At 48.6% G+C, this 26,775-nt stretch carries 22 protein-coding genes and 1 pseudogene; 14 read left to right on the top strand and 9 right to left on the bottom strand.

The genetic code is table 11. The features are described from left to right. Window positions 1–18 precede the first annotated feature (18 nt). Window positions 19–999 carry a TRM11 family SAM-dependent methyltransferase gene (locus tag ACOZB4_RS24845; protein WP_379407249.1) on the top strand — a complete coding sequence of 327 codons (981 nt, stop codon included), beginning with the start codon at window positions 19–21 and terminating at the stop codon, window positions 997–999. A 13-nt stretch (window positions 1,000–1,012) separates the two neighbouring features. Here the strand turns inward: ACOZB4_RS24845 and ACOZB4_RS24840 are convergent, their stop codons facing one another. Together ACOZB4_RS24840 and ACOZB4_RS24835 are read right to left on the bottom strand one after the other, a co-directional pair. Beyond that, complete coding sequence (locus ACOZB4_RS24840) at window positions 1,013–1,324, bottom strand: MGMT family protein (RefSeq protein WP_379407248.1); 312 nt, start codon at window positions 1,322–1,324, stop codon at window positions 1,013–1,015. 181 nt (window positions 1,325–1,505) lie between these two features. Beyond that, window positions 1,506–2,459, bottom strand: coding sequence for a D-2-hydroxyacid dehydrogenase (locus ACOZB4_RS24835; protein WP_379407247.1), 954 nt, complete (start codon window positions 2,457–2,459; stop codon window positions 1,506–1,508). A gap of 301 nt (window positions 2,460–2,760) precedes the next feature. On the opposite strand from ACOZB4_RS24835, the gene thpR reads away from it, so the two are divergent. The 3 genes from thpR (at window position 2,761) to ACOZB4_RS24820 (ending at window position 5,065) form a co-directional block, all read left to right on the top strand. After that, on the top strand, window positions 2,761–3,342 hold the full coding sequence (thpR, locus tag ACOZB4_RS24830; protein WP_379407246.1) for an RNA 2',3'-cyclic phosphodiesterase: 582 nt from the start codon (window positions 2,761–2,763) through the stop codon (window positions 3,340–3,342). Between the two features lie 97 nt (window positions 3,343–3,439). After that, a complete protein-coding gene (locus tag ACOZB4_RS24825) occupies window positions 3,440–4,339 on the top strand; it encodes a cell wall hydrolase (protein WP_379407245.1) in 900 nt (299 codons plus the stop codon). A 42-nt stretch (window positions 4,340–4,381) separates the two neighbouring features. Then, window positions 4,382–5,065 carry a metal-dependent hydrolase gene (locus ACOZB4_RS24820; RefSeq protein ID WP_379407244.1) on the top strand — a complete coding sequence of 228 codons (684 nt, stop codon included), beginning with the start codon at window positions 4,382–4,384 and terminating at the stop codon, window positions 5,063–5,065. 100 nt (window positions 5,066–5,165) lie between these two features. On the opposite strand, the gene ACOZB4_RS24815 is transcribed toward ACOZB4_RS24820, so the two are convergent. Further along, a complete protein-coding gene (locus ACOZB4_RS24815) occupies window positions 5,166–6,341 on the bottom strand; it encodes an MGDG synthase family glycosyltransferase (protein WP_379407243.1) in 1,176 nt (391 codons plus the stop codon). A gap of 331 nt (window positions 6,342–6,672) precedes the next feature. Between ACOZB4_RS24815 and ACOZB4_RS24810 the strand changes: the two genes are divergently transcribed. From ACOZB4_RS24810 to ACOZB4_RS24795, 4 genes are all read left to right on the top strand, one after another. After that, entirely contained in the window at window positions 6,673–7,254 is a 582-nt protein-coding gene (locus ACOZB4_RS24810) for a TetR/AcrR family transcriptional regulator (RefSeq protein WP_076324739.1), read from the top strand. Window positions 7,255–7,450: 196 nt separating this feature from the next. Continuing rightward, window positions 7,451–9,718, top strand: coding sequence for a YhgE/Pip family protein (locus tag ACOZB4_RS24805; RefSeq protein ID WP_379407242.1), 2,268 nt, complete (start codon window positions 7,451–7,453; stop codon window positions 9,716–9,718). An 808-nt stretch (window positions 9,719–10,526) separates the two neighbouring features. Continuing rightward, window positions 10,527–15,122, top strand: a complete 4,596-nt coding sequence (gene gltB, locus ACOZB4_RS24800; RefSeq protein WP_379407241.1) for a glutamate synthase large subunit — start codon at window positions 10,527–10,529, stop codon at window positions 15,120–15,122. Between the two features lie 320 nt (window positions 15,123–15,442). Next, window positions 15,443–15,589 (top strand): hypothetical protein, encoded by a 147-nt coding sequence (locus ACOZB4_RS24795; protein WP_179090689.1) that lies wholly within the window; start codon window positions 15,443–15,445, stop codon window positions 15,587–15,589. A gap of 91 nt (window positions 15,590–15,680) precedes the next feature. Here the strand turns inward: ACOZB4_RS24795 and ACOZB4_RS24790 are convergent, their stop codons facing one another. Further along, a complete protein-coding gene (locus ACOZB4_RS24790) occupies window positions 15,681–16,049 on the bottom strand; it encodes a helix-turn-helix domain-containing protein (RefSeq protein ID WP_076324736.1) in 369 nt (122 codons plus the stop codon). 303 nt (window positions 16,050–16,352) lie between these two features. Between ACOZB4_RS24790 and ACOZB4_RS24785 the strand changes: the two genes are divergently transcribed. Together ACOZB4_RS24785 and ACOZB4_RS24780 are read left to right on the top strand one after the other, a co-directional pair. Then, entirely contained in the window at window positions 16,353–16,670 is a 318-nt protein-coding gene (locus ACOZB4_RS24785) for a hypothetical protein (protein WP_215157799.1), read from the top strand. A 387-nt stretch (window positions 16,671–17,057) separates the two neighbouring features. Further along, window positions 17,058–17,984: an LCP family protein gene (locus ACOZB4_RS24780; protein ID WP_379407240.1), complete on the top strand. Its 927-nt coding sequence runs from the start codon at window positions 17,058–17,060 to the stop codon at window positions 17,982–17,984. 111 nt (window positions 17,985–18,095) lie between these two features. Here the strand turns inward: ACOZB4_RS24780 and ACOZB4_RS24775 are convergent. Beyond that, window positions 18,096–18,287, bottom strand: a pseudogene (locus ACOZB4_RS24775) (helix-turn-helix domain-containing protein); the annotation flags it as partial. A gap of 586 nt (window positions 18,288–18,873) precedes the next feature. Here ACOZB4_RS24775 and ACOZB4_RS24770 point away from each other — a divergent pair. Beyond that, window positions 18,874–19,791: an ABC transporter ATP-binding protein gene (locus ACOZB4_RS24770; RefSeq protein ID WP_076324733.1), complete on the top strand. Its 918-nt coding sequence runs from the start codon at window positions 18,874–18,876 to the stop codon at window positions 19,789–19,791. Further along, window positions 19,781–20,557, top strand: coding sequence for an ABC transporter permease (locus tag ACOZB4_RS24765; RefSeq protein WP_379407239.1), 777 nt, complete (start codon window positions 19,781–19,783; stop codon window positions 20,555–20,557). The genes ACOZB4_RS24770 and ACOZB4_RS24765 overlap by 11 nt, the downstream gene beginning before the upstream one ends. Window positions 20,558–20,692: 135 nt before the next feature. On the opposite strand, the gene ACOZB4_RS24760 is transcribed toward ACOZB4_RS24765, so the two are convergent. Continuing rightward, window positions 20,693–21,112 carry a polymer-forming cytoskeletal protein gene (locus ACOZB4_RS24760; RefSeq protein ID WP_339267827.1) on the bottom strand — a complete coding sequence of 140 codons (420 nt, stop codon included), beginning with the start codon at window positions 21,110–21,112 and terminating at the stop codon, window positions 20,693–20,695. Between the two features lie 33 nt (window positions 21,113–21,145). After that, window positions 21,146–22,117: a M23 family metallopeptidase gene (locus tag ACOZB4_RS24755; protein WP_379407238.1), complete on the bottom strand. Its 972-nt coding sequence runs from the start codon at window positions 22,115–22,117 to the stop codon at window positions 21,146–21,148. Between the two features lie 238 nt (window positions 22,118–22,355). On the opposite strand from ACOZB4_RS24755, the gene cls reads away from it, so the two are divergent. Next, window positions 22,356–23,786 (top strand): cardiolipin synthase, encoded by a 1,431-nt coding sequence (cls, locus tag ACOZB4_RS24750; protein ID WP_379407237.1) that lies wholly within the window; start codon window positions 22,356–22,358, stop codon window positions 23,784–23,786. Between the two features lie 166 nt (window positions 23,787–23,952). Continuing rightward, a complete protein-coding gene (locus tag ACOZB4_RS24745; protein WP_076324728.1) occupies window positions 23,953–24,870 on the top strand; it encodes a YitT family protein in 918 nt (305 codons plus the stop codon). A gap of 62 nt (window positions 24,871–24,932) precedes the next feature. On the opposite strand, the gene ACOZB4_RS24740 is transcribed toward ACOZB4_RS24745, so the two are convergent. Together ACOZB4_RS24740 and ACOZB4_RS24735 are read right to left on the bottom strand one after the other, a co-directional pair. Beyond that, complete coding sequence (locus ACOZB4_RS24740) at window positions 24,933–26,003, bottom strand: serine hydrolase domain-containing protein (RefSeq protein WP_379407236.1); 1,071 nt, start codon at window positions 26,001–26,003, stop codon at window positions 24,933–24,935. 49 nt (window positions 26,004–26,052) lie between these two features. Continuing rightward, window positions 26,053–26,628 (bottom strand): TetR/AcrR family transcriptional regulator, encoded by a 576-nt coding sequence (locus ACOZB4_RS24735; protein ID WP_379407235.1) that lies wholly within the window; start codon window positions 26,626–26,628, stop codon window positions 26,053–26,055. Window positions 26,629–26,775: the final 147 nt, after the last annotated feature.

Genomic DNA, 26,775 nt, shown 5'->3' with positions numbered 1-26,775 from the left:
AGAAGAGAGACGAAAAAAATGATAAATACGAACGAGTATGACATTACCTTTGCTCCGTCTTCCACAAGCGGTGAGCCATCGTTTTTTTACACTTATGCCTGTCATGAAACGGAGCGGGAGCTGTGCTTGATAGAGCTGACGGAGCTATTCGGTCATGAGCCTGACGGTGAGGAGTGGCTGGAAAGCGAGTTATGGGTTGATCCGGATCGGAGCCCGTTCTTATCGGCCTGCATCGATGTCAGGATAACTGGAGAATCCATCGAACGAATCGCCGAGCAAGGAGACAGCATACGCCTTAACAACTTGACCTTCAAAGTCGTCTGTCTCAAAGCGGGAGATCGGTTCAGTTATGAGCAATCACGCGGGTACGAACGGATGGTAGGCCGCCAAATAACAGGAACCGCACAGATGAAAGCTCCGGATGTCACGCTTGGTATGGTGTCCACAGGCGGCATCTGGAGATTGGGAATCCTTCATGAACCTGAACGCGGATGGCTGAATCATAAACAGAAGCCGCAAAATTACTCTACAGGCCTCAGCTCGCGGATCGCGAGGGTACTGGTTAACCTGGCAGTTCCTCGATTAAGTGAAGTGACGCTCCTGGATCCCTGCTGCGGCATGGGGAATGTATTGATCGAGGCGTTGTCGATGGGCATCGCGGCCGAGGGTCGTGACATCAATCCGCTTGCCATTCGGGGAGCGAGGGTGAATCTGAGGCACTACGGTTATGATGATAACAAAGTTGCCATTCAGGATATGAATACATTGCAAGGTCATTATGATGCCGCGATCCTGGACCTGCCGTATAATCTGTGTTCCGTTTTTCCGGAGGAAGAGAAATTGCAGATGCTGCATAGCTTACGTCGGTTGTCAGATCGAGCTGTCATCGTCAGCACAGAGCCATTACGCGAGCAGCTGATGAATACGGGCTGGAAGGTCCTGCGTCACTGCACGACCCGCAAGGGGAGTTTTGTAAGAGATATTTGGTTGTGCGAATAAACGGCTATCCGATTTATTCGGCAGGATCAAATCGATACTTTTCCAAATCAATGATGCCTTTGGGATTGACGACAACGCCTTCGTCCTGGAGATACAACTCCTGCATGAGCCTGGATTCATCGTCCTTGATGGCGATTTCTCCTTTAGCGTTGACGACGCGGTGCCAAGGCAGCTTGTGAATGTGACTGAGGGTGTGAAGTATTCTGACGACCTGACGGGCGCCGCTTGGGCTGCCAGCCAGTCTGGCCACTTGTCCATACGTCATGACATATCCTTCCGGAATGCTTCGGATCACTTCAATTACACGTTCCGTATACGGTTGCATCGATTCTCTCTCCCATTGCGTATAAAAGTAGTAAAAAATAAAAAGGGGCGTCCCGGAAGGTGTGAAAATGAAAACCTCGGGACGTTCCTTTTGTAGTATAGATCTTGTGGTCTTTGTTGCAAGATCCTAGCTCCTTTTGAGAGCAGGATTAAAGCTGTATTTAAGAACTTGTTACCTGGTCTTAGTATGACTTGCTATAGTCTATTACATTTCGGGACAGCGGCTTACCGCTTACATAGCTCTGTAAATTTTCCAGGAAAATATCCACGGCACGCTCGCCGTAGCGATCCGTATCGCCCGCCATATGAGGGGTCATGATGACGTTGTCCATGGTCCACAGTGGATGGTCTGACGGAAGCGGTTCTTCCTCGAACACATCCAGTCCCGCACCTGCCAAGGCTCTGGATTGAAGTGCCTGAATCATGTCATTCGTTACCACGGTCTGGCCGCGGCCTACGTTAACGAAGAAGGCGGAGTCCTTCATCGCCGAGAATCTTGCTTTATTGAACAGTCCACGGGTATCATCGGTGAGGGGAAGGATGTTCACGATATAATCGCCTTCCGCCAGCGCTTCATCAAGCTGATCGACCTTATACATCGCTTCCACATAAGGATCGGACTTGCCGGAATGACGGACCCCGACGGTCCGCATACCGAACGCTTGGGCCACGCGCGCCGTATGACTGCCGATCTGACCGACGCCGACGATGACGATGGTTTTGCCTGCCAATTCCGTGAACGTGCCGGACGTATCCCATTTGTTGTTCGATTGCTGTCGAATGGCGAGATGAAGGTTGCGCGTGAAGGCCAGAATCATCGCAAAAACATGCTCCGTGATTGGAACGCTATGTACGCCGCTGGCATTGGTAAGCTGAATGCCCTTTTCTTCGAGCTCTTTGAGCGGCATTTTATCCACACCGGCTGACCATGCTTGAATCCATTTCAGTTTGCTGTCGGCAGACAATATATCCTCCTGTATGGAGCGTGACCAGCCGATCATGATTTCGGCATCCTGAACGATGCTTGGCGTAAGCTCTTTCGCTTTTGTGACCAGCAGCTCGTAGTCAGGGGCTATATCCTTGATTTTTTGCTGTTGTTCGGTGGTTAAGTCGTGTATGGCAACGATTTTCGGCATGGTGCTACCTCCTAAGGAATGTGATATAAACCAGAATAAAAGCGTAACGCTCTTTGGGAACATATTATCAGAAATCATAACTTTGCGCATGAACGAACTATCGAGATTGGTAAATTTGTACATGAATTATTGTCCGTTTTATGGTAAATTGAAGCTTCATCATATTTTTAGGCGAATTTGATGTACCCTCATACTATTTTCAGGTAATATTGCTCAAACTATAAACGAACCGTGAAAACATGGTGCTTATAGCAGCCGGTGGCTGCTTAGGATAAAAGAGGATTGGAAGGAAGTGTCTTAGTTGAGCCATTCGGCTGAGGGAGCTATGGATCGTTTATTTGTTGCCGTACATCTGCCTTCCGAGGTGTCTACCCGGATTCAGGATTGGACGGAAACATTGAGGGAGCAAGTGAATTTCAAAAAATGGGTTCATCCGCAGGATTACCACATTACCTTACAGTTTCTAGGCGATACGCCGTCAAATCGCATAGCGGAGCTTACAGCGGCGCTGCAGGAAGTTGCCAAGGAGCATAAGCCCTTCAGGCTTGGCCTTTATGATGCCGGCGTGTTCGGGGCAAGCGCCTCGCCAAGAATTTTATGGGCGGGAGTCGGCGGGGATTTGAATGCTCTGTCTCAGCTTCAGCAATCGGTGGTATCGAGGATGGAGGCTTTCGGATTTGTGCCGGAGGAGCGACCGTTTCGTCCGCATATTACGATTGGCCGAAAATTTCAAGGGAATCAAAAATTTTCATTGGATGTTATCGGAACAGGACCCAAACCCATCCAGTGGGAAGTGCAGCAACTCGTTCTTTTTCGAACCAATTTGCATGCAAGTCCGATGTACGAAACAGTAGGTGTGGCGCGGCTTTCGACATTTTTCTGAAATTGAAAATAGAATGTTCATAAAATTACCATGTTTTCAACGCCTAAAAATGTGGTTACATAGTGTAGGAATGTGCCGACATCATAGGAGGAAAAATATGGTTATGAAAGTGATACGGCAAAATCGCTGGGTTGCGCTGCTCATCGGAGCGCTCTTTGTGAGTTTGTCTCTTATAAGTTTACTTGGAATGCAGACCGAAGCAACGGAAGGGGAAGAACAGCAGCTGGATATGCCGAAGTTTGTGACGGCTGCCCCGGCTCCTGTAAATGACCCTGATCTCTTCGTAAAAGACGCGAGTACCAGGCAGGATAGGGAACCTGTCAATATTTTGTCTTCAATTGTTTTCCAAGAGTGGAATAAGCCGGGGAGCAAGAGTCATGCTTTTTCAAGCGCAAAAGGCATAGTTTTGGCTGAAAACGGATATTGGAACTCGCAACAAGTATTGAAGACTGCAGATGAGAAAAAGAAACCATCGAAATCTCAGACTGCGGACGGGAAACCGGCAAAACAAAAGGGGACGCATGTCGTCAAATCTCAGACTGAAAGCTTATCACCCCCCACAACTTTATTCTTCACAAGAACAAATACGTTAACCCAGGATCAGAAAGCCAAAGCGACCTGGACCTATGATTTGTCAGCTGAAGAACTGCTTCTGCTCCAGAAGATTGTCATGGCAGAGGCGGAAGGCGAACCGTACGAAGGCAAAGTAGCAGTTGCTAACGTTGTCTTAAACCGGCTGCGGTCAGCTAATTTTCCCGATACCATTACCGATGTCATCTATCAAAAACACCAATTTAGTCCTGTAGCGAACGGGCGTCTTAAACGTGTCAAGCCGAACAAAGAGACGATTAAATCCGTGAATGCGGCACTTCATGGCCAAAAAGAGGTAAAGGACGATACGTACTTTTTCCTGTCTTTGAAGCTGGCTCAGGATCTGACGGTACACCATTCAAGAACGTTCGTTAAAAAAATAGGGAATCACTCTTTTTACAAGTAGTGCCCGTATGGGTAAACTAGTATGTAGGAGGTGTGTTTAAGCATGAATATTACGTATTACGGCCATTCTAGCATTTTGGTGGAAGAAGGCGGAGTTCGTGTGATCATCGACCCGCTGCTATCAGGGAATCCAGGCTCCGGGATCGAGCCCAAAGATGTAAAGGTGGATGCGGTTGTGTTGACGCATGGGCACTCCGATCATTTTGGCGATTGCATCGAGATTGCGAAGCAGAATGATTGCCCGATTATCGCAGTCTATGAACTCGCTGTGTATTGCGGCAGCCTGGGTGCCAAATCCCATGGGATGAACATCGGCGGAAGCGCGCAATTCGATGGCTTTAAGGTGAAGTTTACCCCAGCCTTTCATTCTTCATCCATTTCGGTAGGGGACACCTGGATCTATGCAGGGCAGCCTGGTGGCGTCATCCTGACGATGGGCGGCAAAACATTCTATCATGCAGGCGATACGAGTTTGTTTGGCGATATGCGCTTAATCGGAGAGATGAACCAAATTGATGCAGCTGCGCTGCCGATTGGGGATTTATTGACGATGGGGCCACAGGACGCCCTGTTGGCCGCACAGTGGATTCGTGCGAAGCATGTCATCCCAGTCCATTATGACACGTTCCCAGGCATTAAACAGGACGCTGGGGCCTTTTGCGGCGAACTAGCCAAAACAGGCATTCAGGGTCATCCATTGAAGGCTGGAGAAACGTTGGGAATATAGATGGATTGTTCATGGAAAAAGCTTCCCTGTCGCGAAGACAGGGAAGCTTTTTTTGGGGTAAAAGTTCAAAAGCGGGAATCATAGAATCATGCTATAGATATTAGGGCTGGTCCGCAAACAGTTTGACGGGATCTTCACGATTACCGGGCATATGTCCTTCGGTCAGCAATCCCATCACCTGGCTGGCACAGTGGTCGGGCTCCAGATGCGGTGTGCGACGCCGGCCTGCTCCGTTACGTGTCTTACTTACCTGATCATAATGATCGGACAGCAGGTTCAGCCATTTGTCGATCACGGCAGGAGAGTCCAGAATTTCCGCATAGCCTTCGCTGACAAAGAAATGGGAATTCACTTCTTCCTGTCCCGGAATAGGCTCATAGAACAGCATAGGAATTCCCTTGGCAGCTCCCTCTGTACACGTCATCCCGCCTGGCTTTGTAATGAGCAAATCGGATACTTCCATAAGTTTATGTATATCGTCACGATAACCGAGAACATGAATGTTGGGATGCTGAAAGATCGGGTCTTCGCGCATGCTGGCAACCAGCTTCTCGTTCTGTCCCATACAGAAGACCAGCTGGATATCGTCGGCCCTGCTGGCTAGTTTGCTGAGCAGCTCCTTGTTGAATACGAGACCCCAACCGCCCCCCATAATCAGCACGGTTGGCATGTTCTTCAGTTGAAGCTCGGCTTGAAGCGCTTCTCGATTACCCCTTTCCCAGAACTTGGGATGCACCGGAATACCGGTCACATGAATGTATTCGGGCTGAATGTCCCGCAGCAGCAGCAGCTGTTTCACATGAGGTGTTGATACGAGATATTCATCCACTTCCGGATTGACCCAGGTGCCATGGGCATCATAGTCGGTAATCAGCGTATAGAGCGGAACCTCAAGCCCCTGACGCTTCAGGCGGGAGACCACAGCGTTAGGAAAGGGGTGGGTACATATGATGAGATCCGGTTTCAGCTGCTCGATCACCTGCTGGGCCTGCGCATAGAATATCCGGTGGAGCGCGAGCCGCGTCAATCGGTTTAACGATTTCTTATATTGCGAACGGTACAGCATGCCGACAAGGCGCGGGCGGGTGCTGACGGTTTTTCGATAAGCGGATAAAATTAACGGCCCCACGGTTGGATTTAAAAAATTGCCGAGCTCAATGACACGGCAGTGGATGCCGGGATTCATCCGTTGTATACCTTCAGCCAGCGCATACGCTGCTTGCGTATGTCCTGTGCCGAAACCCTCGGAAAAGAGGAGCACTCTTGTATATCGCATGGTTTCACCTACTTCTTTCTCCCTCTATCTTACAAAACAGGAATCATTTTTTGAAGAGCGGCGCGAAAAAAAAGAGTATGCATCATAAGTATACGCGCGAAAGGGAAAAGCATTTCAATTATTTTACGGCTAGGAGTCAGAGTGTACCCTTACCTTAGACGTCATGGTCAGATTTGAACCCTGCATATAAAATATTAAAAAATTTAACGAAAAGATATTGCAATGAATCCGATTATCTGGTAAAGTGATTTTTGACCGAATGACCGAAAAAGTATTTTGGTCAGTTTTGGAATGAAGGCCAAATTTAAAAGATCAAGAAGGAGGGGTAAGCATGTCAGCTGTGGACCGTCGGAAGCAGGTGCTAGATGCTGCCTCCAAGTCGTTTGCTTTGTTCGGATATAAAGCGACGACGATGGAACAGGTGGCGAAGATTGCGAATGTAGGGAAAGGTACGATTTACACGTTTTTCACGAATAAGGATGAACTGTTTGACGAGATTTTGCTGTCGGCCATTATGGAGATGAAACGTATTGCCGAGCGCGAGATCCAGAAGGACAGAGATTTCTTCGACAATCTGTATCGGGTGCTGGATGCGCTGCTTGAATTCCGAAGCGAGCATGAGCTGTTCATTAAGCTATCGCAAGAAGTCCGGGATATCGGCACGCCGAAGGCACATGAAGGGTTGACGAAGGTGGAGAACGGAATCGTCGGGTATCTCGAGGGGATTGTGGAGCAGGCCATCTCAATCGGTGAGCTCAAGCCCCTGGATGCTCAAGTGGTATCCTTCGTGATGCTGAAGCTGTATGTTGCACTCACGACGGACTTTAATCAGCTTCACAAGCCGCTGAGCAAGGAACAGATTAAGGAATATATGATGGTGTTCCTGGCTAACGGGTTGAAGGCCACTTCATAAGAAGGATGCAAGAACCTCCTTCGTGATGAGGAAGGCGGACTCTCTAGGCTTGAGGGATCGTCTTCCTTGCCAGGGATCGTTTTTTTTGGCCCGAATTGACTAGATGAGGATATTGGTCATTATGTACTGGAATGTGATCTGCGAGAATGCAGATTCATGTCGGCTGGTTATCTAGAGAAAAAAGGAGAGAGACTGGATGAAGTCATTATCTGTATTTGGAAAAGATCTTGGCGCTGCCGTTCGGAATAAAAAAATACTGATTCCGATCATCGCGGTGCTGTTCATACCGGTCATGTATAGCGGTATGTTTCTCGGGGCCTTTTGGGACCCGTACGGAAAGATGGAGGATTTGCCCGTTGCGGTCGTCAATAATGACCAGGGCGCTGTTTTTGAAGAAAAGACGCTTCACGCTGGCGAGGATTTGGTTGCCGAGCTGAAGAAGGGAAAAGATTTTAATTGGCAATTCGTTGATCGGCAAGAAGCTGAGCAGGGCATGAAGGATAACAAATACTACATGACCATCAGCATTCCCGAGAATTTCTCACAGCAGGCGACAACTTTAATGGATGAACATCCGCAGCCTGCGCAAATCGTGTTTGAGCCGAATGAAGGGTACAACTTCCTGGCAGCTCAGATCGGTGGATCTGCGGTGAAGCAGATTCAGGCCAAGGTGTCCGCGAAAGTGACGGAAGCCTATACGGAAACCCTGTTCGATCAAGTAGCCAAAGTATCCGATGGCTTGAGCGAAGCGGGAGACGGCGCGACCAAGATATCCGAAGGTGCCGTGAAACTCGATGATGGCGCCGTGAAGCTGAAGGAAAACCTGGCTAAACTTGTCAGTGGCACACAGGAGCTTCAGGATGGAATCGCACCTTTGACCAAAGGCGTGCAGGAACTGAATAACGGTGCAGGCAAGTTGAATACAGGAGCGGGCACCCTCGCTTCCGGCTTGGATCAGCTCAAAGCGGGTCACAACAAGCTGCAAGCAGGAGCTGAGGAAGCGAGCAAGGGTGGTGCGAAGCTGCAAGCGGGGATTGAATCTGCCGCAGCGGGCAGTACCACTCTGAATAACGGCTTGCAAGCCAACCAGGCAGGGGCTTCGCAGCTTGCAGCAGGCGCGAAAAGCGCTCATGATGGCAGCAGCAGTCTGAAAGCCGGACTGAATCAATCGCTGGAGGCTACGGCTTCCTTGGAGCAAGGTGCCAAAGCCGTTGCAGACGGATTGAAGAAGCTTGCTGAGAGCAATCCGGAGCTGGCGCAAAGTCCGGAGGTTCAGCAGCTGCTGGCTGTGAGCCAATCCGTTGCCACTGGCACAAGCGGGTTGAATGCCGGCCAGAAACAGTTGGCACAAGGCGCAGCCGAGCTGAATCAAGGCACGCTGCAGCTGCAGGAAGGCGCTGGCAAGCTGAGCGTAGGAGCGAACCAACTGGCTGAAGGCGGCAAACAGCTCGCAGCTGGCGGTCAAGAGCTGCTGGCTGGTGCCAAACAGCTGAACGCTGGCCAAAAGCAATTGGCTGACAGCATGAAGCTGTTCGGCACGAAGCTGAGCGAAGCGGCAGCCGGCGGTAAACAGCTCGCAAGCGGCGCAGCGACCCTTTCGCAAGGGACGCAGCAGCTAGCTGGAGGAGCAGGCAAGCTCGGAAGTGGTGTTACAACGCTTGCCGACGGCTCGAAGAAGCTGGATTCCGGAGCTGGTGAGCTGGTAAACGGAATGAATGAATTGAAGGAAGGCAGCGGGGAGCTTGCAGGCAAGCTGAACGAGGCTGCCGACAAGACAGGCGATATCAAAACAACCGATGAAACGGTCACCATGTTTGCCGGTCCGGTACAGGTTGAAGAGCACAAAGTGAACGAAGTGCCGAACTACGGTACGGGATTCGCACCATACTTCCTGTCGCTCGGTTTGTTTGTCGGAGCCCTGCTCTGTACAATTATTATGCCAATCCGCAGTGCGTCGGTACCGAATGCATCGGGCTGGAACCGGTTTGTCAGCCGTACGCTCTCCTTTGCCGGTATGGGATTGATTCAAGCGCTGCTGGCAGCGGTCGTCATGCTGTACGGATTGAAGCTTGAGGTACAGAGCGTTCCGCTCTTCTATCTCTTCTCCATCATTACAAGCTTGTCGTTCATGTTCCTGGTGCAAATGTTCGTAACATGGCTGGATCAGCCTGGACGCTTCGTCGTCATCGTTATCCTGATCCTCCAATTGACAACAAGCGCAGGCACGTTCCCGGTAGAGCTGATTCCGAACTGGATGAAAGCATTGAATCCGCTTCTGCCGATGACTTACAGCGTAAAAGGATACAAGGACGTCATTTCCACAGGAAGCTTCGACGGCATGTGGGCCAATGTTGGTGTACTGGCCGGATTCGGTCTCGTATTCCTGGCACTGACCGCTGTGTACTTCCTGGCTACTCGAAACAGCAAGAAAGCAGCAGACACCGATACAGCGTTGACTGCATAAGTAAGATAGCTATTATATGAAGGAAGAGGACTTCCCCGAAGATCGATCAGATCTCGGGGAAGTCTTTTTTTTGAAGAGATGTTGGGAGCGGGAGGGTGTTTTAAAAGAAGAAAAGGCCCCTTTCGAATATGAAGGTGAAGTGTAAATCTGAGCGGATGGTTGTGTGGAAATGAGGGAAGGTGAACAAAACCGCCTGTTCGGAATGTTTTATTTGCATGTTTTTTTGCACTATTATACATAAGTTTTAACAGTGTATTGTGATAACTCTCATAAAAACAATTCTTATCAAATTCATAAAAACTTTGAATTGCCTGCACTGTATGACGGTGATAAAATATATAGAACTAATAAATCTTACGTGTTAGGTAAATGTTACCCCTTGCCGCTTTTGCACAATACTGCATCGCCTCGTGACAGTGTATTCACTGCAGGAGAGGATTGATGTCCAACCTTTAAGAGGTTGTTCAAAAAGTCCGCTTTTGATAAGAAAACCAATCGAGGCAAATTCAAGGCTGAGCGACCGCGATTCAGAAGTAGGTTTTCTTGCGATATAGAATTTCATCAGCTCCGCTGATAATTTATAAATTCTATATCTAACACGAAGTGAATCAGGAAGCCACTCGGCATCGAATCTTGAATTCAGCCGGGCCTTCCGGTGCTCACGTACCAAAAACGTACGCTCCACTCCTCAGTCCCTAGCTTCATCCAATCTTCTCGGTGCTGAAAACCGACCTTTTTGAACACGCACTTTATGTTTTCTGTTATTGATCAGCAGCATTTTATTCTATACAAAGAAAGGTTGCATCTTATGAAACATACTGATTTTCCCCAGAAACAGGGCCTCTATGATCCGCAGTTTGAAAAAGATGCTTGCGGTATGGGTTTTGTTGCCCATATCAAGGGTAAGCCATCCCATGAAATCGTTAGCAGCGCGCTGACCATGCTTGCTAATATGGAGCATCGCGGCGGTCAGGGCAGCGAGCCGAACTCCGGTGACGGTGCTGGGATTATGCTGCAAATTCCTCACTCTTTCTTCTCCTCCGAAGCAGCGAAACTGGGCTTTGAGCTTCCGGAAGCCGGGCATTATGGTGCCGGCATGCTGTTCCTATCCCATGATCCTGCTGTCCGTTTGGCCCATGAAGACCAGTTGGCTTCGATTATTGCTGAAGAAGGTCAGACCCTGCTTGGATTCCGTGATGTCCCAACCCATGATGAAATGCTGGGTAAATCAGCAAAAGCGGCAAAGCCGTATGTTCGCCAAGTGTTCATAGGACGAAGCGCCGACATTCAGGATGATCTCTCATTCGAGCGCAAGCTGTATATCATCCGCCGTCGGGCCGAGCTGGCAATCCGTTACAGCGGCAAGCCCGAAGGCGATAGCTTCTATGTGTCCAGCCTTTCCTGTCGGAAAATCGTATACAAAGGCATGTTAACGACGGAGCAGGTGGGGGAATTTTACTTGGACCTGCAGGAAGAAGGATTGGAATCCGCTATCGCGCTGATTCACTCCCGCTTCAGTACGAACACTTTCCCAAGCTGGGAACGTGCGCATCCGTACCGCTTCATGATTCACAACGGCGAGATCAACACGCTGCGCGGGAATGTCAACTGGATGCACGCCCGTCAATCACTGTTTGAGCACGAACTGTTCGGAAGCGATCTGGAGAAGGTTAAACCTGTCATCAATCCGGACGGATCCGATACCGGTATGTTCGATAATACATTTGAATTCCTGTATCTCAGCGGTCGTTCCCTGCCGCATGTGGCCATGATGATGGTCCCTGAGCCGTGGAGCAACCATGAGAGTATGGATAAGACCAAAAAAGCATTCTACGAATACCACAGCACCCTGATGGAGCCATGGGACGGCCCGGCCGCAATGGCGTTCACGGACGGTGTTCAGATCGGGGCTACCCTGGATCGGAACGGACTGCGTCCATCCCGTTACTATGTAACGAAGGATGATCTGATCATTCTGTCCTCCGAAGCGGGCGTACTGGATATTCCGCCGGAAAATGTGCTGTATAAGGACCGCTTGCGTCCTGGCCGGATGCTGCTCGTTGACACGCAGGAAGGCCGGATCATCTCCGATGAAGAAGTCAAAGCAAGTATCGCCGCTGATCTTCCGTACTCTGAATGGCTGGATGAGCATCTGGTAGAGCTTCATGATCTTCCTGAACCACCGGAACTGCCGGATCCAAAGCATGAAAATGTACGTCAGCTGCAACAAGCCTTCGGTTATACGTATGAGGAGCTGCGCAAAGTAATCGAGCCGATGGCGATCACGGGTGCGGAAGCTGTTGCATCCATGGGATATGATGCACCGCTCGCGGTGTTGTCCGATCGTCCGCAGCGGCTGTTCAACTACTTCAAGCAGATGTTCGCCCAGGTGACGAACCCGCCGATTGATGCGATTCGTGAAGAACTGGTCACTTCAACCGCAACAACGATCGGTCCGGAGCGTAACCTGCTGAAGCCTGAGCCCGAAAGCTGCCGTCACATCCGTCTGGATTCGCCGGTGCTCTCAAATGAAGACTTTGCGAAGCTGCGCCACATTCGTCGTCCCGGCTTCAAATCCATGACCATTCCGATTTTCTTCCCGGCAGCGGAAGGTGCAGAAGGGCTTCGCCAAGCAATCGAAACCCTTTGCGAGGCAGCGGACCGGGTCATTGCCAAGGGCCATAACATCTTGATCTTGTCGGACCGCGGCGTGGATAAAGACAATGCTGCAATTCCATCGCTGCTTGCCGTTTCATCTCTCCATCATCACCTGATCCGTCAGGGAACCCGGACCAAGGTGGCGATCCTGCTTGAATCCGGTGAGCCTCGCGAAGTGCATCATTATGCCCTGCTGCTGGGTTACGGCGTGAGCGCGGTCAATCCGTATCTGGCCTTCGAAACACTGGATGACATGATTGCGGAAGGCATGCTTCGCGGGATCTCGCATGAGAAAGCCGTGAAGAATTACATTAAAGCGGCAAACAAGAGCGTTGTCAAAGTGTTGTCGAAAATGGGGATCTCCACGATCCAATCTTATCGCGGGGCCCAAATCTTTGAGGCTGTCGGCCTCAAAGAAGATTTCGTAGAAAGCTATTTCACGCGGACGCCATCCCGTATCGGGGGCATTGGGCTGGAAGAAGTGGCCAAGGAAACTCTGGCCCATCACGAGCGTGCCTTTACCGATAAGGATGGGAACGATAAAGCGCTGGATTCAGCCGGCGAATATCAATGGAGAGCTGACGGGGAAGAGCATTTGTTCAACCCGAGAACCATCCATTTGCTGCAGCAGGCTGTCCGAACTAATGACTATGCAACTTATAAAAAATATGCAGAGCTTGTGAAAGGGGAGAATGAGCAGCATCTTACGCTGCGCTCACTGCTTGAAATCAAGCCAGCCGGCGAACCGGTACCCCTGGATGAGGTTGAATCCGTAGAATCCATTATGCGCCGATTCAAAACGGGCGCGATGTCATTCGGCTCGATCAGCAAGGAAGCGCATGAGAGTATTGCGATCGGGATGAACCGCATCGGAGGCAAGAGCAACACGGGTGAAGGCGGAGAGGATCCGGCACGTTTCATCCCGGAGGCCAATGGCGACTCCCGCCGCAGCGCCATCAAGCAGGTGGCCTCGGGACGTTTCGGCGTAACCTCCAACTACCTGGTGAATGCGGACGAAATCCAGATTAAGATGGCGCAGGGCGCGAAGCCGGGTGAAGGTGGACAGTTGCCGGGCCGTAAAGTGTATCCTTGGGTAGCCGAGGTTCGTGGTTCGACGCCAGGTGTTGGCCTGATTTCGCCGCCGCCGCATCATGATATCTACTCCATTGAAGATTTGGCGGAGCTTATTTACGACCTGAAGAACTCCAACCCGCGTGCGGATATCAACGTGAAGCTTGTATCCGAGGTGGGTGTGGGGACGATCGCTGCAGGTGTTGCGAAGGGCCGCGCTGACATTATTCTGGTCAGTGGTTACGATGGTGGAACGGGGGCTTCGCCGCAAGGCTCGATCCGACATGCGGGTATGCCTTGGGAGCTTGGCCTTGCCGAGACCCATCAGACACTCATCATGAACAATCTGCGTGACCGCGTTGTGCTTGAGACGGATGGCAAAATGCTGAACGGACGCGACTTGGTGGTAGCGGCTCTGCTTGGGGCCGAAGAGTATGGCTTCTCTACGGCACCATTGGTTGCCGTCGGATGTATCATGATGCGTGTCTGCCAAATGGATACCTGTCCGGTTGGCGTAGCCACGCAGAATCCAGAGCTGCGTAAGCACTTTACAGGAGATCCGGAGCATGTTGCCAACTTCATGCGCTTTGTCGCTCAAGACATGCGCGAGTTGATGGCAGAGCTTGGTTTCCGCACCATTAATGAGATGATTGGACGTACCGATTGCCTGGATGCCGTCAAAGCGGATCATCACTGGAAGAAGAAAGGCGTGGATATCTCCGCATTGCTGTATACGCCGGAGCTTCTGGCAGGCAGCACTCGCTATCGCAGTCAAAGACAGAATCATGGTCTGGAAGAAACGCTGGATATGCGTTCACTGCTCAGCAGCGCTGCGCCTGCATTGGAATCGGGTGCAGCGGTGGAAGGAACGTTCCCAATCACAAACGTGGATCGTGCAGTGGGTACCATACTGGGCAGTGAAGTCACGCGCAAATACGGCGCTGCCGGACTACCTGAAGACACGATTCAATTTAACTTCGTGGGTTCCGCAGGCCAGAGCTTTGGTGCCTTTGTGCCGAAAGGGATGACGCTGACGGTGGAAGGGGATGCGAATGACTATATCGGTAAAGGCCTTTCCGGCGGCAAGCTGATCGTGAAGCCTTCGCCAAAAGCAACCTTCAAAGCCGAGGAGAACATTATTGCCGGTAATACCGCGTTCTATGGTGCTACAGGCGGTGAAGCCTACGTAAGAGGCATTGCCGGTGAGCGCTTTGCCGTTCGCAACTCGGGTGCGAACATTGTGGTTGAAGGCGTTGGCGATCATGGCTGTGAATACATGACCGGCGGCCGGGTAGTCGTGCTCGGCGAAACCGGACGCAACTTCGCGGCCGGGATGTCTGGCGGTGTAGCCTACGTCTATGATCCTGAAGGAACTTTTGTGGATCGCTGCAATCTGGAGATGGTACTCCTTGAGCGTGTGGAGGAAACAGTAGAAGCGGAAGCACTCCATCATCTTATCCAGCAGCATGAGCAGTACACCGGCAGTGTGCCGGCACAGCAAATTCTAGGAGATTGGGATCAGGCGCTCAGCCGCTTTGTCCGTATTATTCCGAAAGATTACAAGCGCATGCTGCTGCATATCGAGAAGGCTCAAGACCAAGGCCTGGCGGGTGAAGCTGCACTCCTCGCCGCTTTTGAGGCGAATATGAAAGAATTGGCTCGTACAGGGAACTAACATCTGATGTTATGATATTAGAAACCATATTGTGTTCTTTAATGAATGCAATGTGGTTTTTTTTCATATATAAATAAGTTACGATGAGTCTTATTAAGAAAGTTGTATTTTCAACAAAATATTTCAAAAGAAAATTCGACAAAATTAGAACCGGAAGCATAGGACAAAGGCTCCATAAGACGACAGCATCATGTGGATTCGTTGGTTATAATATTGGTAAGTAAGTTGTTTAATAGGTTGTTGCTGTATACATGTAATTTCAACAAGTATGAGCAGCTGGGATGGAGAGGAAATTATAGATAAGCGAGGTAGTTGTGGAAATGAGTGTGGACAAGGAGAGAGGCTCCGGAAGCACCGAGCAGCGGCTTGACCAACAGAAAACGAACATCGACATCAATAAGCTCATGACTCAATTGGGAATCCATCCTGATAAATGGCTGCAAATGGAGGAATTACGAAAAGATTAGATAGGGTCTCATGGTGACGAGAAAATCCCCGACATGTTGTGATAGTAGTATCCTACACGTCGGGGATTTGTAGTTCTTGGGCGTAAAGCCGTTATTTCATGGCCCGTTCCATGCGAACAAATGCAATAAATCGCTTGGCTTCATCTTCAGTGAGCTTGCGGCCGTCCACTGTAAGGTTAAAGCGTTCCAATAAATCCTCATCGGATAGTTCAAGTCCGTCCACAAACGATCGAACCTCCGCATCAAGCACCGTCTTTTCCTGTGTCGTTCTCCCGATCAGATAATCTATGGATACGTCAAACAGATCTGCCAGGCGGGTCAATGTTTCGAAATCGGGCTTGCGCCGATTTTTTTCATAATGGGATAGTGCAGCACGTGTAATACCGACAGAGGTAGCGAGCTCTTCCTGAGTCCACCCATGCTGTTCACGTAATTCAGATATTCGTTCTCCGTAGTTCACGCATTGATCCCCCTTTCGAATGGCTTGTATCTATAGAAGTTAATTGAATAGATCTATAAGTTGAAATTGCCGGTTTATTATATACATAAAAAGACTACTTTTTATTGACTAGATACAATATGTATCGTATTATAAACATTAATAAGATACATATTGTATCTGCAATGTAAAGGTTTGGGTACAGTTAGTATCATTTTATCCAGTGCAGAAATGTCCCATACCAAAAAATTATAATAAGGAGCGGATGAGTTACCTCCAATGTTACGAGAACGGCAACACCAAATTACAGTAAGGATTAGAGTCATGCAGATCGGGGAATTAACCATTCATGGGAAAAGTCATTCCGTTACACCGCTTGAGTTGCTGCCAAGTGGTCTTGTATTCCTATGCCCTTGGGAAATACCGATTCATTCTAATGTTATATTGGGTTACGAAATTGATGATAATGTGGATCATATTCTGCTTTCAGGCCACATTGAATCAAGGGGACTCTTTTATGGACGCCAATTGTATCATACGGAATTCTATACAGATGGCGATAAAAAGACCCGTATTGTGGGTATGTTGAACCGAATGATGTTCGGTCACAGCGAATCGAATAAAATGAGTCTCTATAACTGAAACGTAATTCATGGATAGCCTGCAGCGAACAGGTATTCACGATGAATCATTATCATGGTTTATTGATATTCTACTATATTTATGTTGCTTGGTCATTAGTTCTTTTACCTTAAATCCTTGTGCATGATGTGGGATGGGGTTAGATTATCGTTGTTTTTCTCCTACTATAAATGAACTTGTTTATATGATTTCATATGTAGATTTATATTCAATCTTGAATTGGAGTTGTATATTTAGGTCATTGTAATCATGAAACCTCCTCGATACATATTTCTGCGAGTTCTTTATCCCCTGACCCTTGTTCACTATGAATTCAATGTATTTAATGATTCAACGTTGACCTTTAACGGAACAGGATAAGGTCAATGCAATGGAGGGCATCACTGGATGAAAATGAGAAGGAAATGGGTCCTGTGGCTTCTAGCTATTCTTATACTGCTGCCTTCTGCGTATCTTCTGTATACGTATCAATCCATTAAATCGACAGCGAATCGGATTTACGAAGAACGGGAGCCTTCGCCTGTAGTCCCAACCTTCGTACAGGATCGGACGACAATTCAGGTCGGCGATAAAAATATGAGGGACGCTGATCCATTTACTGTTCTGGTTTTGGGCGTAGACCAAAGGCCCTATGATCGTGGGCGATCCGACGTCATGATATTAATGGCAGTAAACCCTGCAAAGGGGTCAGTACTGATTTTTAATATCCCACGTGATACGAGGACTGATATTGTAGGACATGGAACGGTGGATAAAATCAATCATGCCTATGCCTTTGGAGGCGTTGAGATGTCGGTCAGCAGCGTCGAGAATTTTTTGCAATACCCTATCGATTACTACATTAAAGTAGACATGGAGGGCTTCTCCAGCATTGTAGATTCATTGGGTGGAGTCACCGTAAATAACAATATGGGGTTCGCATATGCTGGCTATGACTTTGATGAGGGGAAGTTGAACTTAAACGGTGATGAAGCACTGGCATTCTCGCGTATGCGCTTTGAAGATCCTAAGGGAGACTTAGGTAGAAATACAAGGCAACGAGAAGTTCTGAAAGGGATCTTAAATAAGTTAATAAGGATTTCGACTGTGTTTAAACTGGAATCACTTCTGGATGACATTGGGAGCAGTGTCAAAACGGACATTTCGTTTGAAGAGATGAAGATGTTTGTAACAGAGTACCGTCAAAAACTGAAAAAGGTTGAACAGGTTGAAATTGCTGGCCATGGTCAAAAAATGAATGGAATTTGGTATTATATCGTCGGTGATCAAGAAAGAGACAAGATAACGTCTACTTTAAGAGCGTATATGGAATGACTCGTAACACAAAACCCCCTTTTTGAGTAGAGGGGGTTTTGTGTGTGAAGGAGAATAACGAAGTTTTAGGTTATTTTGATTGTTTTTTGAGTAGGGGGATTGAACAGACTATCTTCCAATGATTTGATCAATCGTGGTTTGAAATACGTCCGCTAATCTTGTTAGCGTTTCCAGATTTGGTTCTCGGCGATCCTTTTCATAATGTGATAAAGAAGCCCGACTGATTCCAATACGCTCGGATAGCTCTTCTTGGGTCCAACCTTTTTGCTCCCGCAATTTTGCAATGCGAGATCCATATGACATTCATACTCACCTCTCTACAAGTTCCATTAATTTAGAGCAAACATACATTCATATAAAAACATCTAATATGATACAAAATGTATCTTAATTTCGGTCTATCGTCAATACATATTGTAGCAATTATTTAAAATTTAGAAAAAAATGTATCTTTAACCTTCTAATATAATGGATATTTCAGGTCCTATAGTCTTAACATGATTTGATTTATTTACGTTTGACAAAGAGTAACAATTTATATAGAATTTTTATTGTGGATACATTATGTATCATTCTGTGCATAGAATAGATGCATCAATCCCGAAAGAGGAGATGACGGGATGAAAGAAGTGATGATGTATTGCGTCAGTTGCTGTCGGATGCTTCCCATCACCCAATGCCACAACTTGTATAAAACCGGCTTCTATAAGCATAATGTTCCGGCGGGAGTCTGCAAGGAGTGTCAATCGGCTTTGTTGGTGCATTACAAGTAGACGGCTCCATTCCTATGCAGTGTAGGGGTCATGCATTTCAACAATTTTGTCCTTTGCCCTAGTATTGTATAATTGTGGAGATTGACATGATACAAGGGCAAAGGAGAATAGATTACATGAAGCAGGAACCGCTGGTAAGACTGCTCGGGGTTACAAAGAAAATCTCGTCCAAGGTTTTGGTAGATCATGTGACTTTAGATATCCCCCCTGGACAAATTTTCGGATTTCTTGGGCCGAACGGAGCAGGCAAGACAACGACCATTCGCATGATGGTCGGGCTGATGTCCATTACCCAAGGGGATATTACCATCGGGGGTTACAGCATACGGAAGAATTATGAACAGGCAGCCGCTCAGATTGGGGCGATTGTCGAGAACCCTGAGATGTATAAATTTTTGTCTGGTTATAACAATCTGAAGCATTTTGCGCGTATGATGCAGGGCATTACCAAAGAACGTATCGATGAGGTCGTGGAACTTGTCGGTCTCGGGAATCGGATTCATGAGAAAGTGCAGACCTATTCGCTGGGGATGCGCCAACGGCTTGGCGTGGCACAGGCACTGCTGCACCGGCCGAAGCTTCTGATCCTGGACGAGCCTACGAATGGCTTGGACCCGCAGGGCATTCGGGAGCTGCGTGATTATTTGCGCAGATTGACGCAGGAGGAAGGGACGACCGTATTCGTCTCCAGTCATTTGCTGTCTGAAATGGAACTGATGTGTGATACCGTCGGCATTATACGTCACGGTAAGTTGATTGATATCCGTCAGCTGCGGACGGCTGAGGGAGAGCGGGTGTTTGAAGAGACCGCATTTACCGTCAATGATGCGGATGCAGCGGCAGCGCTGCTCCAGGAATATCAAGCGTCAGCCCGCGATCACCGAATCATTGTTCGCGGCGACGAGAATATGATTGCGGATATCAACGCGGCATTGGTTGGGGCAGGCATACGCGTATATGCCATTCAGCCGGTGACCCGTTCGCTAGAGGATCAATTTTTGGAAATGACGGGAGGGGGATCCGTTGTTGAATAACTTTACCCGTCTTGTTGCCAATGAGAATATGAAAATTTACTATCGCGTAAGGACATGGGTCATGCTGGCGATTCTCCTCTTGTTTAATGCGGCCATGCCTATCATGCTGTACTATACGAATGCCCCGATGGATGTCTGGACCGTATTTACATGGACGGAGAGTTTCACCATCTACCTAAGTACGATATTTACGGTAATTATCGCTGCGGATATCGTGGCCGGGGAGTTTGCTGGAGGCACCATCAAATTGCTGCTGATCCGGCCGTGGAGCCGAGGGAAGATTCTGTTGTCCAAATTCACATCCCTGATTCTATTCGGTCTGCTCTGTGCGGGAATTACGGCCGTGGCAGGGATCGCTATGTCGCTGCTGTTGTTTTCCGGCAACACCGGATTATCGGACGGATTCGCAGGATCATCGATGAACAACTCGCTGCTTCTCCTGTTGACCGATACGATCCAGGCGCTGGTCATCTCGTTAATTGCGTTTATGCTCTCTACGGTGTTTCGTTCTGGCGGTCTGGCGATTGGATTATCGCTGATGCTCTTGTTTACCAAGGATATTTTCGGTTTTATCTTTAATCCGGAGCGGTTTGAATGGGCGAAGTATTTACTCTTTCTCCACATCGACCTAAGCGGCTATATCCAATCGCCTGTCGGACCGGGAGGAGTGGGGCTGGGTTTCTCCATCACGATTCTGGTTGTTTATTGCTTGTTGTTCATGCTTATCTCTTGGTTGGCCTTTACGAAGAGAGACGTTGCAGCTTAATTTATGGTTAAGAAAAGAGCTCCTTCTACCCCTGTGAATCACATGGATGGGAAGGGGCTCTTTGATTATGTCGGCTGAAAGACCGGGCCGATCGATATAAAACTGCCGGGTTCGGGTGGTCGTCCATACGCCAGGTTAACCTGCTTCCGAGCGCTGAAGCGGCAGTGTGGTGTCCGTTGACTCCGCAGCTTCTTGAGTCGAGGTTTGATGCTCCATTCGGCTTGCTCCATTGAGGAGTCCGCCTTCCATAACGATCAGGGAAGCGGCGTAAACATCCCCGTACATCTGTCCCGTAGGTGTGATGGTCAGTTTGTTTTCCGCCGTCACATCGCCATACACCTTGCCGGCCACGATAACTTCCCGAGCGGAGATATTGGAGCGGGCAATCGCTTCTTCGCCGATAGTTACACAGCCTTGGCTTTCGATGGAGCCGTTAAAGCGCCCGTCAATCCGCAGATTATCCTCGCATTGCAGCACGCCCTCAACTTCACTACCTGGTCCAATCAGCGTATCTGTTCGCTGGGCAGCCCGCTTGTTCTTGTTTTTCTTTTTCATATTACATTCCTCCTCATCATGAATGGATGGTGCTTACTGCAGATAAGGCAAAGGGTTAATCGTCTGGTTGTTTTTGACGACCTGAAAATGAAGATGGGGGCCTGTGCTTCGCCCGGAGGATCCCAGCTTGCCAATGGTTTCACCTTGATCGACGTGATCGCCTACCGATACGGCAAGACTGTCCAGATGCATGTACCAGGTCTCCAGACCATTCGGATGTTTGACCACGATATAAAGCCCCCGGGCTCCGCCGCGTTCCGCTGCCGTTACCTCACCGGCACCGGCGGCATAGATCGGATCACCGGTTTTACCGGCAATATCGATGCCGGCATGATAGGCCGAACGCCCGGTAAAAGGGTCGCCCCGATAACCGAAATTTGATGTCAGCCGTTTAGATGTGGTCGGCCATAGAGAGGGTGTGCCTTCACGTTTCTCTTGGGTTTCCTGGGCTTGATCCAGCGTACGCGGAATATGTTGCTCCATGCTAGAAATCAACTGCTGAATCTCCTCGAAATCATCATGGGTCTCTCTTGCGAGACTTAACATTTCATTCTCATGAACGGCAATGAATTCCCCTCCGACATGCTGCTTATCCTCAGCTGTGATGGAGGAGGTCTGTCCTGACAAGCTGCCGTGCTTCTGAATAAACTGCTGAAGCTCCTGCTCCAGCTGCTGAACGCGCTCCATCTGGACCTTCGTTTGCTCTGCTTCACCCGACAGCTGAATGATGGCTTTGTTTAAGCGTTCTATGGCTTCCTCCTTGTCGGTGACCGTCACTTCCATCTTTAAGGCCTCCAGGCTTCTGAGCATCAGCTGCTGTTCCAGCCCTGAGATCGTTTGGGCCGACTGGATCTGCAGGGAAACGATCAGTCCGGCGATGGACAAAATAGCGGCCGCGGGCACCGCTATCATTAGAGGCTTGGACAGATGGATCTGTTTGACTGAATGCTGGGCATCCCGAAGCACCAGCAGGGTTAAGCGTTGTTTACGGTGTGTGGTTTTCATGGCATCTCCCTTCCATACATCATTTATGAATCATGGTACCCGCTAGACTTGGCCAGCTCCTTATCTAGTATGTATTCTATTCTCTCGAAGAACATGTCAAAAATTATTAGATAAGAGAACTTATTCAGTACGGTGCGTCATTGGGTAATTGAATAAATACATATGGAATTGGTCAATGATGTAGTGTAGTTATTCGGTTCAAAATACGACTATTATTCATGCTGAGGAGGCTGTCGATATGGTATGGCTTCTGGTTGCACTTATTACTTTTATTTTGCAGATGGTTGCAGTGCTGTTGCTGGAGTTTCGGAATCCGTCCAAGGCCGTGGCCTGGCTGTTTATTTTATTTTGCCTCCCATTGATCGGGTTTGTACTCTATTTCTTTGTGGCGAGGGACTATCAGAAGCGGTTGAAGATTCGCAAGCGGGGCTCCAGACTGTTTCAGGAACTCAGGGGGCACCTATGGGATCGGGCCGCCGTTGTTCGGCACAAGGAAGATATGAACAATGCCGGATTTCATCACAATGATCGTTTGTTCAATCTGCTTAATCACTTGTCGGAGAGTCCGATTACAGGGTGTAATCAGAGCCGAGTGTTGACGGATGGGAAAGAGACTTACGCTGCCATGCTGAGCGCGATGGAGCAGGCCAAAGATCATATTCATGTGGAGTTCTATATCTTTCGTCATGACCGGATCGGCACGAAGTTTCAGGATGTCATGATTCGAAAGGCCCGGGAAGGCGTCAAGGTACGTCTGGTTTGTGACGGGCTTGGCAGTTACAAACTCAAGAAAGCGTTCATTCAGCGGTTTAAGGAATCGGGAGTGGAGTTCTATTTCTTCCTGCCCGCCATGGTTTCGATGTTCAGCCGCAGAATCAATTACCGGAATCACCGTAAAATCGTTGTAGTGGATGGCACGATCGGTTTTCTTGGCGGGATTAACGTCGGGGACGACTATCTGGGCGAATATCCGAAAATGGGCTACTGGCGCGATACGCATCTGGAAGTAAAGGGGGATGCAGTCTATTTCCTGCAAAATGTGTTTCTGCACGACTGGAAGCTTGCTTCCGGGGAGCGTATTGCGGATTTCGGTCTGTTCCCGGAGCATCAATGCACCGGGGATGAACAAATACAAATTTTGAGCAGCGGACCGGATCTGAGCTGGAATGCCATTCAGGAGATGTGCTTCGGGGCGATTTCCGTAGCCAAGGAACGGATATGGATCACAACGCCGTATTTCATTCCCGATGAAGGGATATATGAGGCGCTGAAGACGGCAGCGGTGAGCGGTGTGGATGTACGGATCATTATTCCGGATCGTGCCGATTCCCGTTTTGTGAAGATGGCAAGCTTGTCCTACGTAGAAGAGTTACTGGCAGCTGGAGTTACCTTCTACGAGTATGAAAAAGGATTCATCCATGCCAAGGTGCTCATTGTGGACGAACTTCTCGGTTCGGTCGGTACGGCGAATATGGATATGCGGAGTTTCTTCTGTAATTTTGAGCTGACAGCCGTACTGTTTGATCAACTGCCGATAGAACAGTTGGTTGCGGATTTTAAGGAGGATCTCAAACAGAGCAGGCAGATTGATGCGGAGAGGTTTCGTCAGCGCGGAAGATGGCAGAAAGCAGCCGAAATTTTATGCAGGATGCTGTCACCCTTACTATAAGTGTAATATCTTACATCAGATGTAAGAGTGTTGAAAGGGCAAGTGAAATTCAGGAAGAAACCTGAAAGTTCTATGTCCAGCATTTATTATATGATAGAATATTTATAAGAGTTTCACTTATAAATATAAATTAGCTTATTTTTCATAAGTTGAACGGGGGAGATTTATGTCAAGTGATGTGAAGATTCTTGCGCAAGTGAAAGCGGAGCAGCAGAAGCCGGAGAATCCCAAGGCAGGCTCAACCACCTTGAAGCTTCTCCGTCGTCTGGTGTTCTTAACTTTCGGTGCGGTATTGATGGCAGTAGGGCTGGAGATCTTTCTGGTACCCAACAGAATTATTGACGGAGGCATTACCGGTGTATCCATTATGGTTTCCCATATCACCAATGTCCCGCTAGGTGTATTCCTGACCTTGTTCAACCTTCCATTTTTATTTATGGGATATAAACAAATCGGGAAAACTTTTGCATTATCCACGTTGTTCGCCGTCGTGATCATGTCCATTGGAACTTATTTTCTACATCCCGTTGATCCGATCACCATTGATCCGCTGCTTGCGGCCGTGTTCGGCGGCGTTCTACTTGGAATCGGGGTTGGTCTTGTTATCCGGTCCGGCGGCTCCCTGGACGGAACGGAAATCGTGGCTATTCTGATCAACAAAAAGACACCGTTCTCTGTCGGTGAAATCGTGATGTTCATTAACGTATTTATTCTTGGCAGCGCAGGATTTATTTTCGGTTGGGATCATGCCATGTACTCGCTGATTGCTTATTACCTGGCGTTTAAACTGATTGATATTACAATTGAAGGCATTGATCAATCCAAATCGGTTTGGATTATCAGTGATAAGCATAAGGAGATCGGTGATGCGCTGACCCAACGTCTTGGGCGCGGTGTAACCTATCTTGAGGGAGAGGGCGCTTATTCCGGCGACAGCAAGAAAGTTATCTTTGTTGTCATTACCCGTCTGGAAGAAGCGAAGCTCAAATCCATCGTAGAAGATTGGGATTCCCAGGCTTTTGTTGCCATCGGGAATATCCATGATGTGAAGGGCGGCCGCTTTAAGAAGAAGGCCATTCATTAATGCACCAATATTTCGATGTTCCACCCATGTTGAGAGTTAACACGGGTGGAACATTTTTTTGTTTAAGGGACATCTGCGTGCAAGCGAAGTGCCTTTTTTTCCCGTCCATATTGACGAATGATTCTTGCCATCGCCTGCACAGCCGCAGATTGACCGATGGCCTGGTTAACGGTTCCGGTGAAATAAAGTCCTGATTCAGGGTGATGGAAGGCAAAGGCGCCGGATTGACCCCAGTGACCGATGAGTCCTCGTCTCAAGCCAAATGGAGAAAGCGGCTGTCTTGAAATGCCGGTGCCATAGAAAAAGGGGCCAGGTGCCCAGAGAAAAATCCATTCCCTTTGGAGTTCCTCCAAATCACCTATCGGAAACAACTCCCCATTAAAAAAGGCCCGCAGGAAAATCATCGTTTCCCTTGCCGTTGAGACGATGCCGCCTTCCGCTCCGATTGACGCCATATACTGCGGAAGGTCCAAACGCTTCTTCTTATAATAGAATGGAACAGGAGTCGTATCCTCCGGGTTATGATAGAAATACGTCTGTGTCAGTTTCAGCTTGTCGAAGATGTATTCCTTGAATACGCTCTGAATGGAGTCACCCTTGATATTCTCGATGATCAGCCCAAGCAGCCGATAGTTGGTGTCGGAATATTGGGCTTTTTTCTGCTGTCCCGGTATGAATTTAGGCTTTCGCCGTCTCGCTGCATTCAATGTTTTGTCCAGACTCCAAGCCTGATCATGCCCGGCGATGAGCTCCGAGAAGACGTCTCCGGAAAAATAGTCCGGGATGCCTGACTTATTGGACATTAACTGTTTGACGGTAATTTCTTCGGTGTAATCCCTGTTCTCCATCATATGGAGTCCCGCGATGATCTCTTTTGAAAGGTACTCGCTGATGGGATCATCGAGCCCAAGCCGCTGCTCCGCTCGTAACTTCAAGATTACGGCTGTCACATACAATTTAGTCACGCTGGCAATGAAATAGCGGTCCTCAGTCTGCATCTCCCCGCCGCTGCTGACAAGGGAGAGTGATTGCTTCTGGTCCTCGACGCACAAAACCGTGCTAAACACATTTCTTTTATTAGCGATCTGAGCCAACCATTTATCCAGAAGCGACTGCTCCAGGGCTCTTCCCATTCTCCATATACCTCCCATGGATCCTAATTTATCGATACCTTATGCAGATTCATGTCTCTTGCTGTTTCCGCAAACGAGCGGCACGAATGAAATCCTCAGCGGCTTCGTCCATCATATGGATCATCCTGTCGTCATCCACGCTCTCGGTGAACAAATCATTGGCTAGCATGACACAGAGACCTGTCTGAAAGGTTTGCATTTTCAAAAAAATCGATTGCAGTTCCTGATCAGAAAATCCCGCAAGCTCCGGGTCCAACTTCATTAACCCGATAACCTCACGGATTTGTTCCGGGGTATTCTTCATATGGAGATTGTTCTTCATGATCAAATCCCGGTAGAGTACAGGGTATTCCTTCGCAAATCGCAGACTTGCCATGCCGATATCCCGGAACGGCTGACCGGATTGCTGCTCTGCAATCAACCCTCTGGCCACCTGAAAGGCCTTTTCGACGACCTGTTGAACCAGTTCTTCAGCATCGTTGAAATTGACATAGATTGGCGCGATGGAGCTGCCCAGTCGTTCGGCTACTTTTCGAATCGTAATGGACTCGATTCCATCCGTCTGAGCAATGTCAAATGCGGCTAGCACGATATCTTGTTTGGTGAACTTCGTTTTTGGTGCCATTGCTGTCTGCAACTCCTTAGATTATTTATATGTGAAACAGTCGATACATATCACATGATATATATTAATTATAAATAACAATTGGACCGGGTTCAACCTTTTCGTATAAGGGGTTGCTGGAGGTTTATTTGTAAATCCAGTAAAATC

Source organism: Paenibacillus sp. NPDC058898 (genome assembly GCF_049316025.1).
Classification (GTDB): Bacteria; Bacillota; Bacilli; order Paenibacillales; family Paenibacillaceae; genus Paenibacillus_AQ.
This window is presented reverse-complemented; position numbering and strand designations above follow the sequence as displayed.

Excerpts from the sequence above, each read along its gene's own strand:
- ACOZB4_RS24805 (WP_379407242.1), top strand. The coding sequence starts at position 7,451 with ATGAAGTCATTATCTGTATTTGGAAAAGATCTTGGCGCTGCCGTTCGG.
- gltB (WP_379407241.1), top strand. The coding sequence starts at position 10,527 with ATGAAACATACTGATTTTCCCCAGAAACAGGGCCTCTATGATCCGCAG.
- ACOZB4_RS24795 (WP_179090689.1), top strand. The coding sequence starts at position 15,443 with ATGAGTGTGGACAAGGAGAGAGGCTCCGGAAGCACCGAGCAGCGGCTT.
- ACOZB4_RS24845 (WP_379407249.1), top strand. The coding sequence starts at position 19 with ATGATAAATACGAACGAGTATGACATTACCTTTGCTCCGTCTTCCACA.
- ACOZB4_RS24840 (WP_379407248.1), bottom strand. The coding sequence starts at position 1,324 with ATGCAACCGTATACGGAACGTGTAATTGAAGTGATCCGAAGCATTCCG.
- ACOZB4_RS24785 (WP_215157799.1), top strand. The coding sequence starts at position 16,353 with ATGCAGATCGGGGAATTAACCATTCATGGGAAAAGTCATTCCGTTACA.
- ACOZB4_RS24815 (WP_379407243.1), bottom strand. The coding sequence starts at position 6,341 with ATGCGATATACAAGAGTGCTCCTCTTTTCCGAGGGTTTCGGCACAGGA.
- ACOZB4_RS24755 (WP_379407238.1), bottom strand. The coding sequence starts at position 22,117 with ATGAAAACCACACACCGTAAACAACGCTTAACCCTGCTGGTGCTTCGG.
- cls (WP_379407237.1), top strand. The coding sequence starts at position 22,356 with ATGGTATGGCTTCTGGTTGCACTTATTACTTTTATTTTGCAGATGGTT.
- ACOZB4_RS24780 (WP_379407240.1), top strand. The coding sequence starts at position 17,058 with ATGAAAATGAGAAGGAAATGGGTCCTGTGGCTTCTAGCTATTCTTATA.
- ACOZB4_RS24810 (WP_076324739.1), top strand. The coding sequence starts at position 6,673 with ATGTCAGCTGTGGACCGTCGGAAGCAGGTGCTAGATGCTGCCTCCAAG.
- ACOZB4_RS24820 (WP_379407244.1), top strand. The coding sequence starts at position 4,382 with ATGAATATTACGTATTACGGCCATTCTAGCATTTTGGTGGAAGAAGGC.
- ACOZB4_RS24735 (WP_379407235.1), bottom strand. The coding sequence starts at position 26,628 with ATGGCACCAAAAACGAAGTTCACCAAACAAGATATCGTGCTAGCCGCA.
- ACOZB4_RS24825 (WP_379407245.1), top strand. The coding sequence starts at position 3,440 with ATGGTTATGAAAGTGATACGGCAAAATCGCTGGGTTGCGCTGCTCATC.
- ACOZB4_RS24770 (WP_076324733.1), top strand. The coding sequence starts at position 18,874 with ATGAAGCAGGAACCGCTGGTAAGACTGCTCGGGGTTACAAAGAAAATC.
- ACOZB4_RS24760 (WP_339267827.1), bottom strand. The coding sequence starts at position 21,112 with ATGAAAAAGAAAAACAAGAACAAGCGGGCTGCCCAGCGAACAGATACG.
- ACOZB4_RS24740 (WP_379407236.1), bottom strand. The coding sequence starts at position 26,003 with ATGGGAAGAGCCCTGGAGCAGTCGCTTCTGGATAAATGGTTGGCTCAG.
- ACOZB4_RS24835 (WP_379407247.1), bottom strand. The coding sequence starts at position 2,459 with ATGCCGAAAATCGTTGCCATACACGACTTAACCACCGAACAACAGCAA.
- ACOZB4_RS24745 (WP_076324728.1), top strand. The coding sequence starts at position 23,953 with ATGTCAAGTGATGTGAAGATTCTTGCGCAAGTGAAAGCGGAGCAGCAG.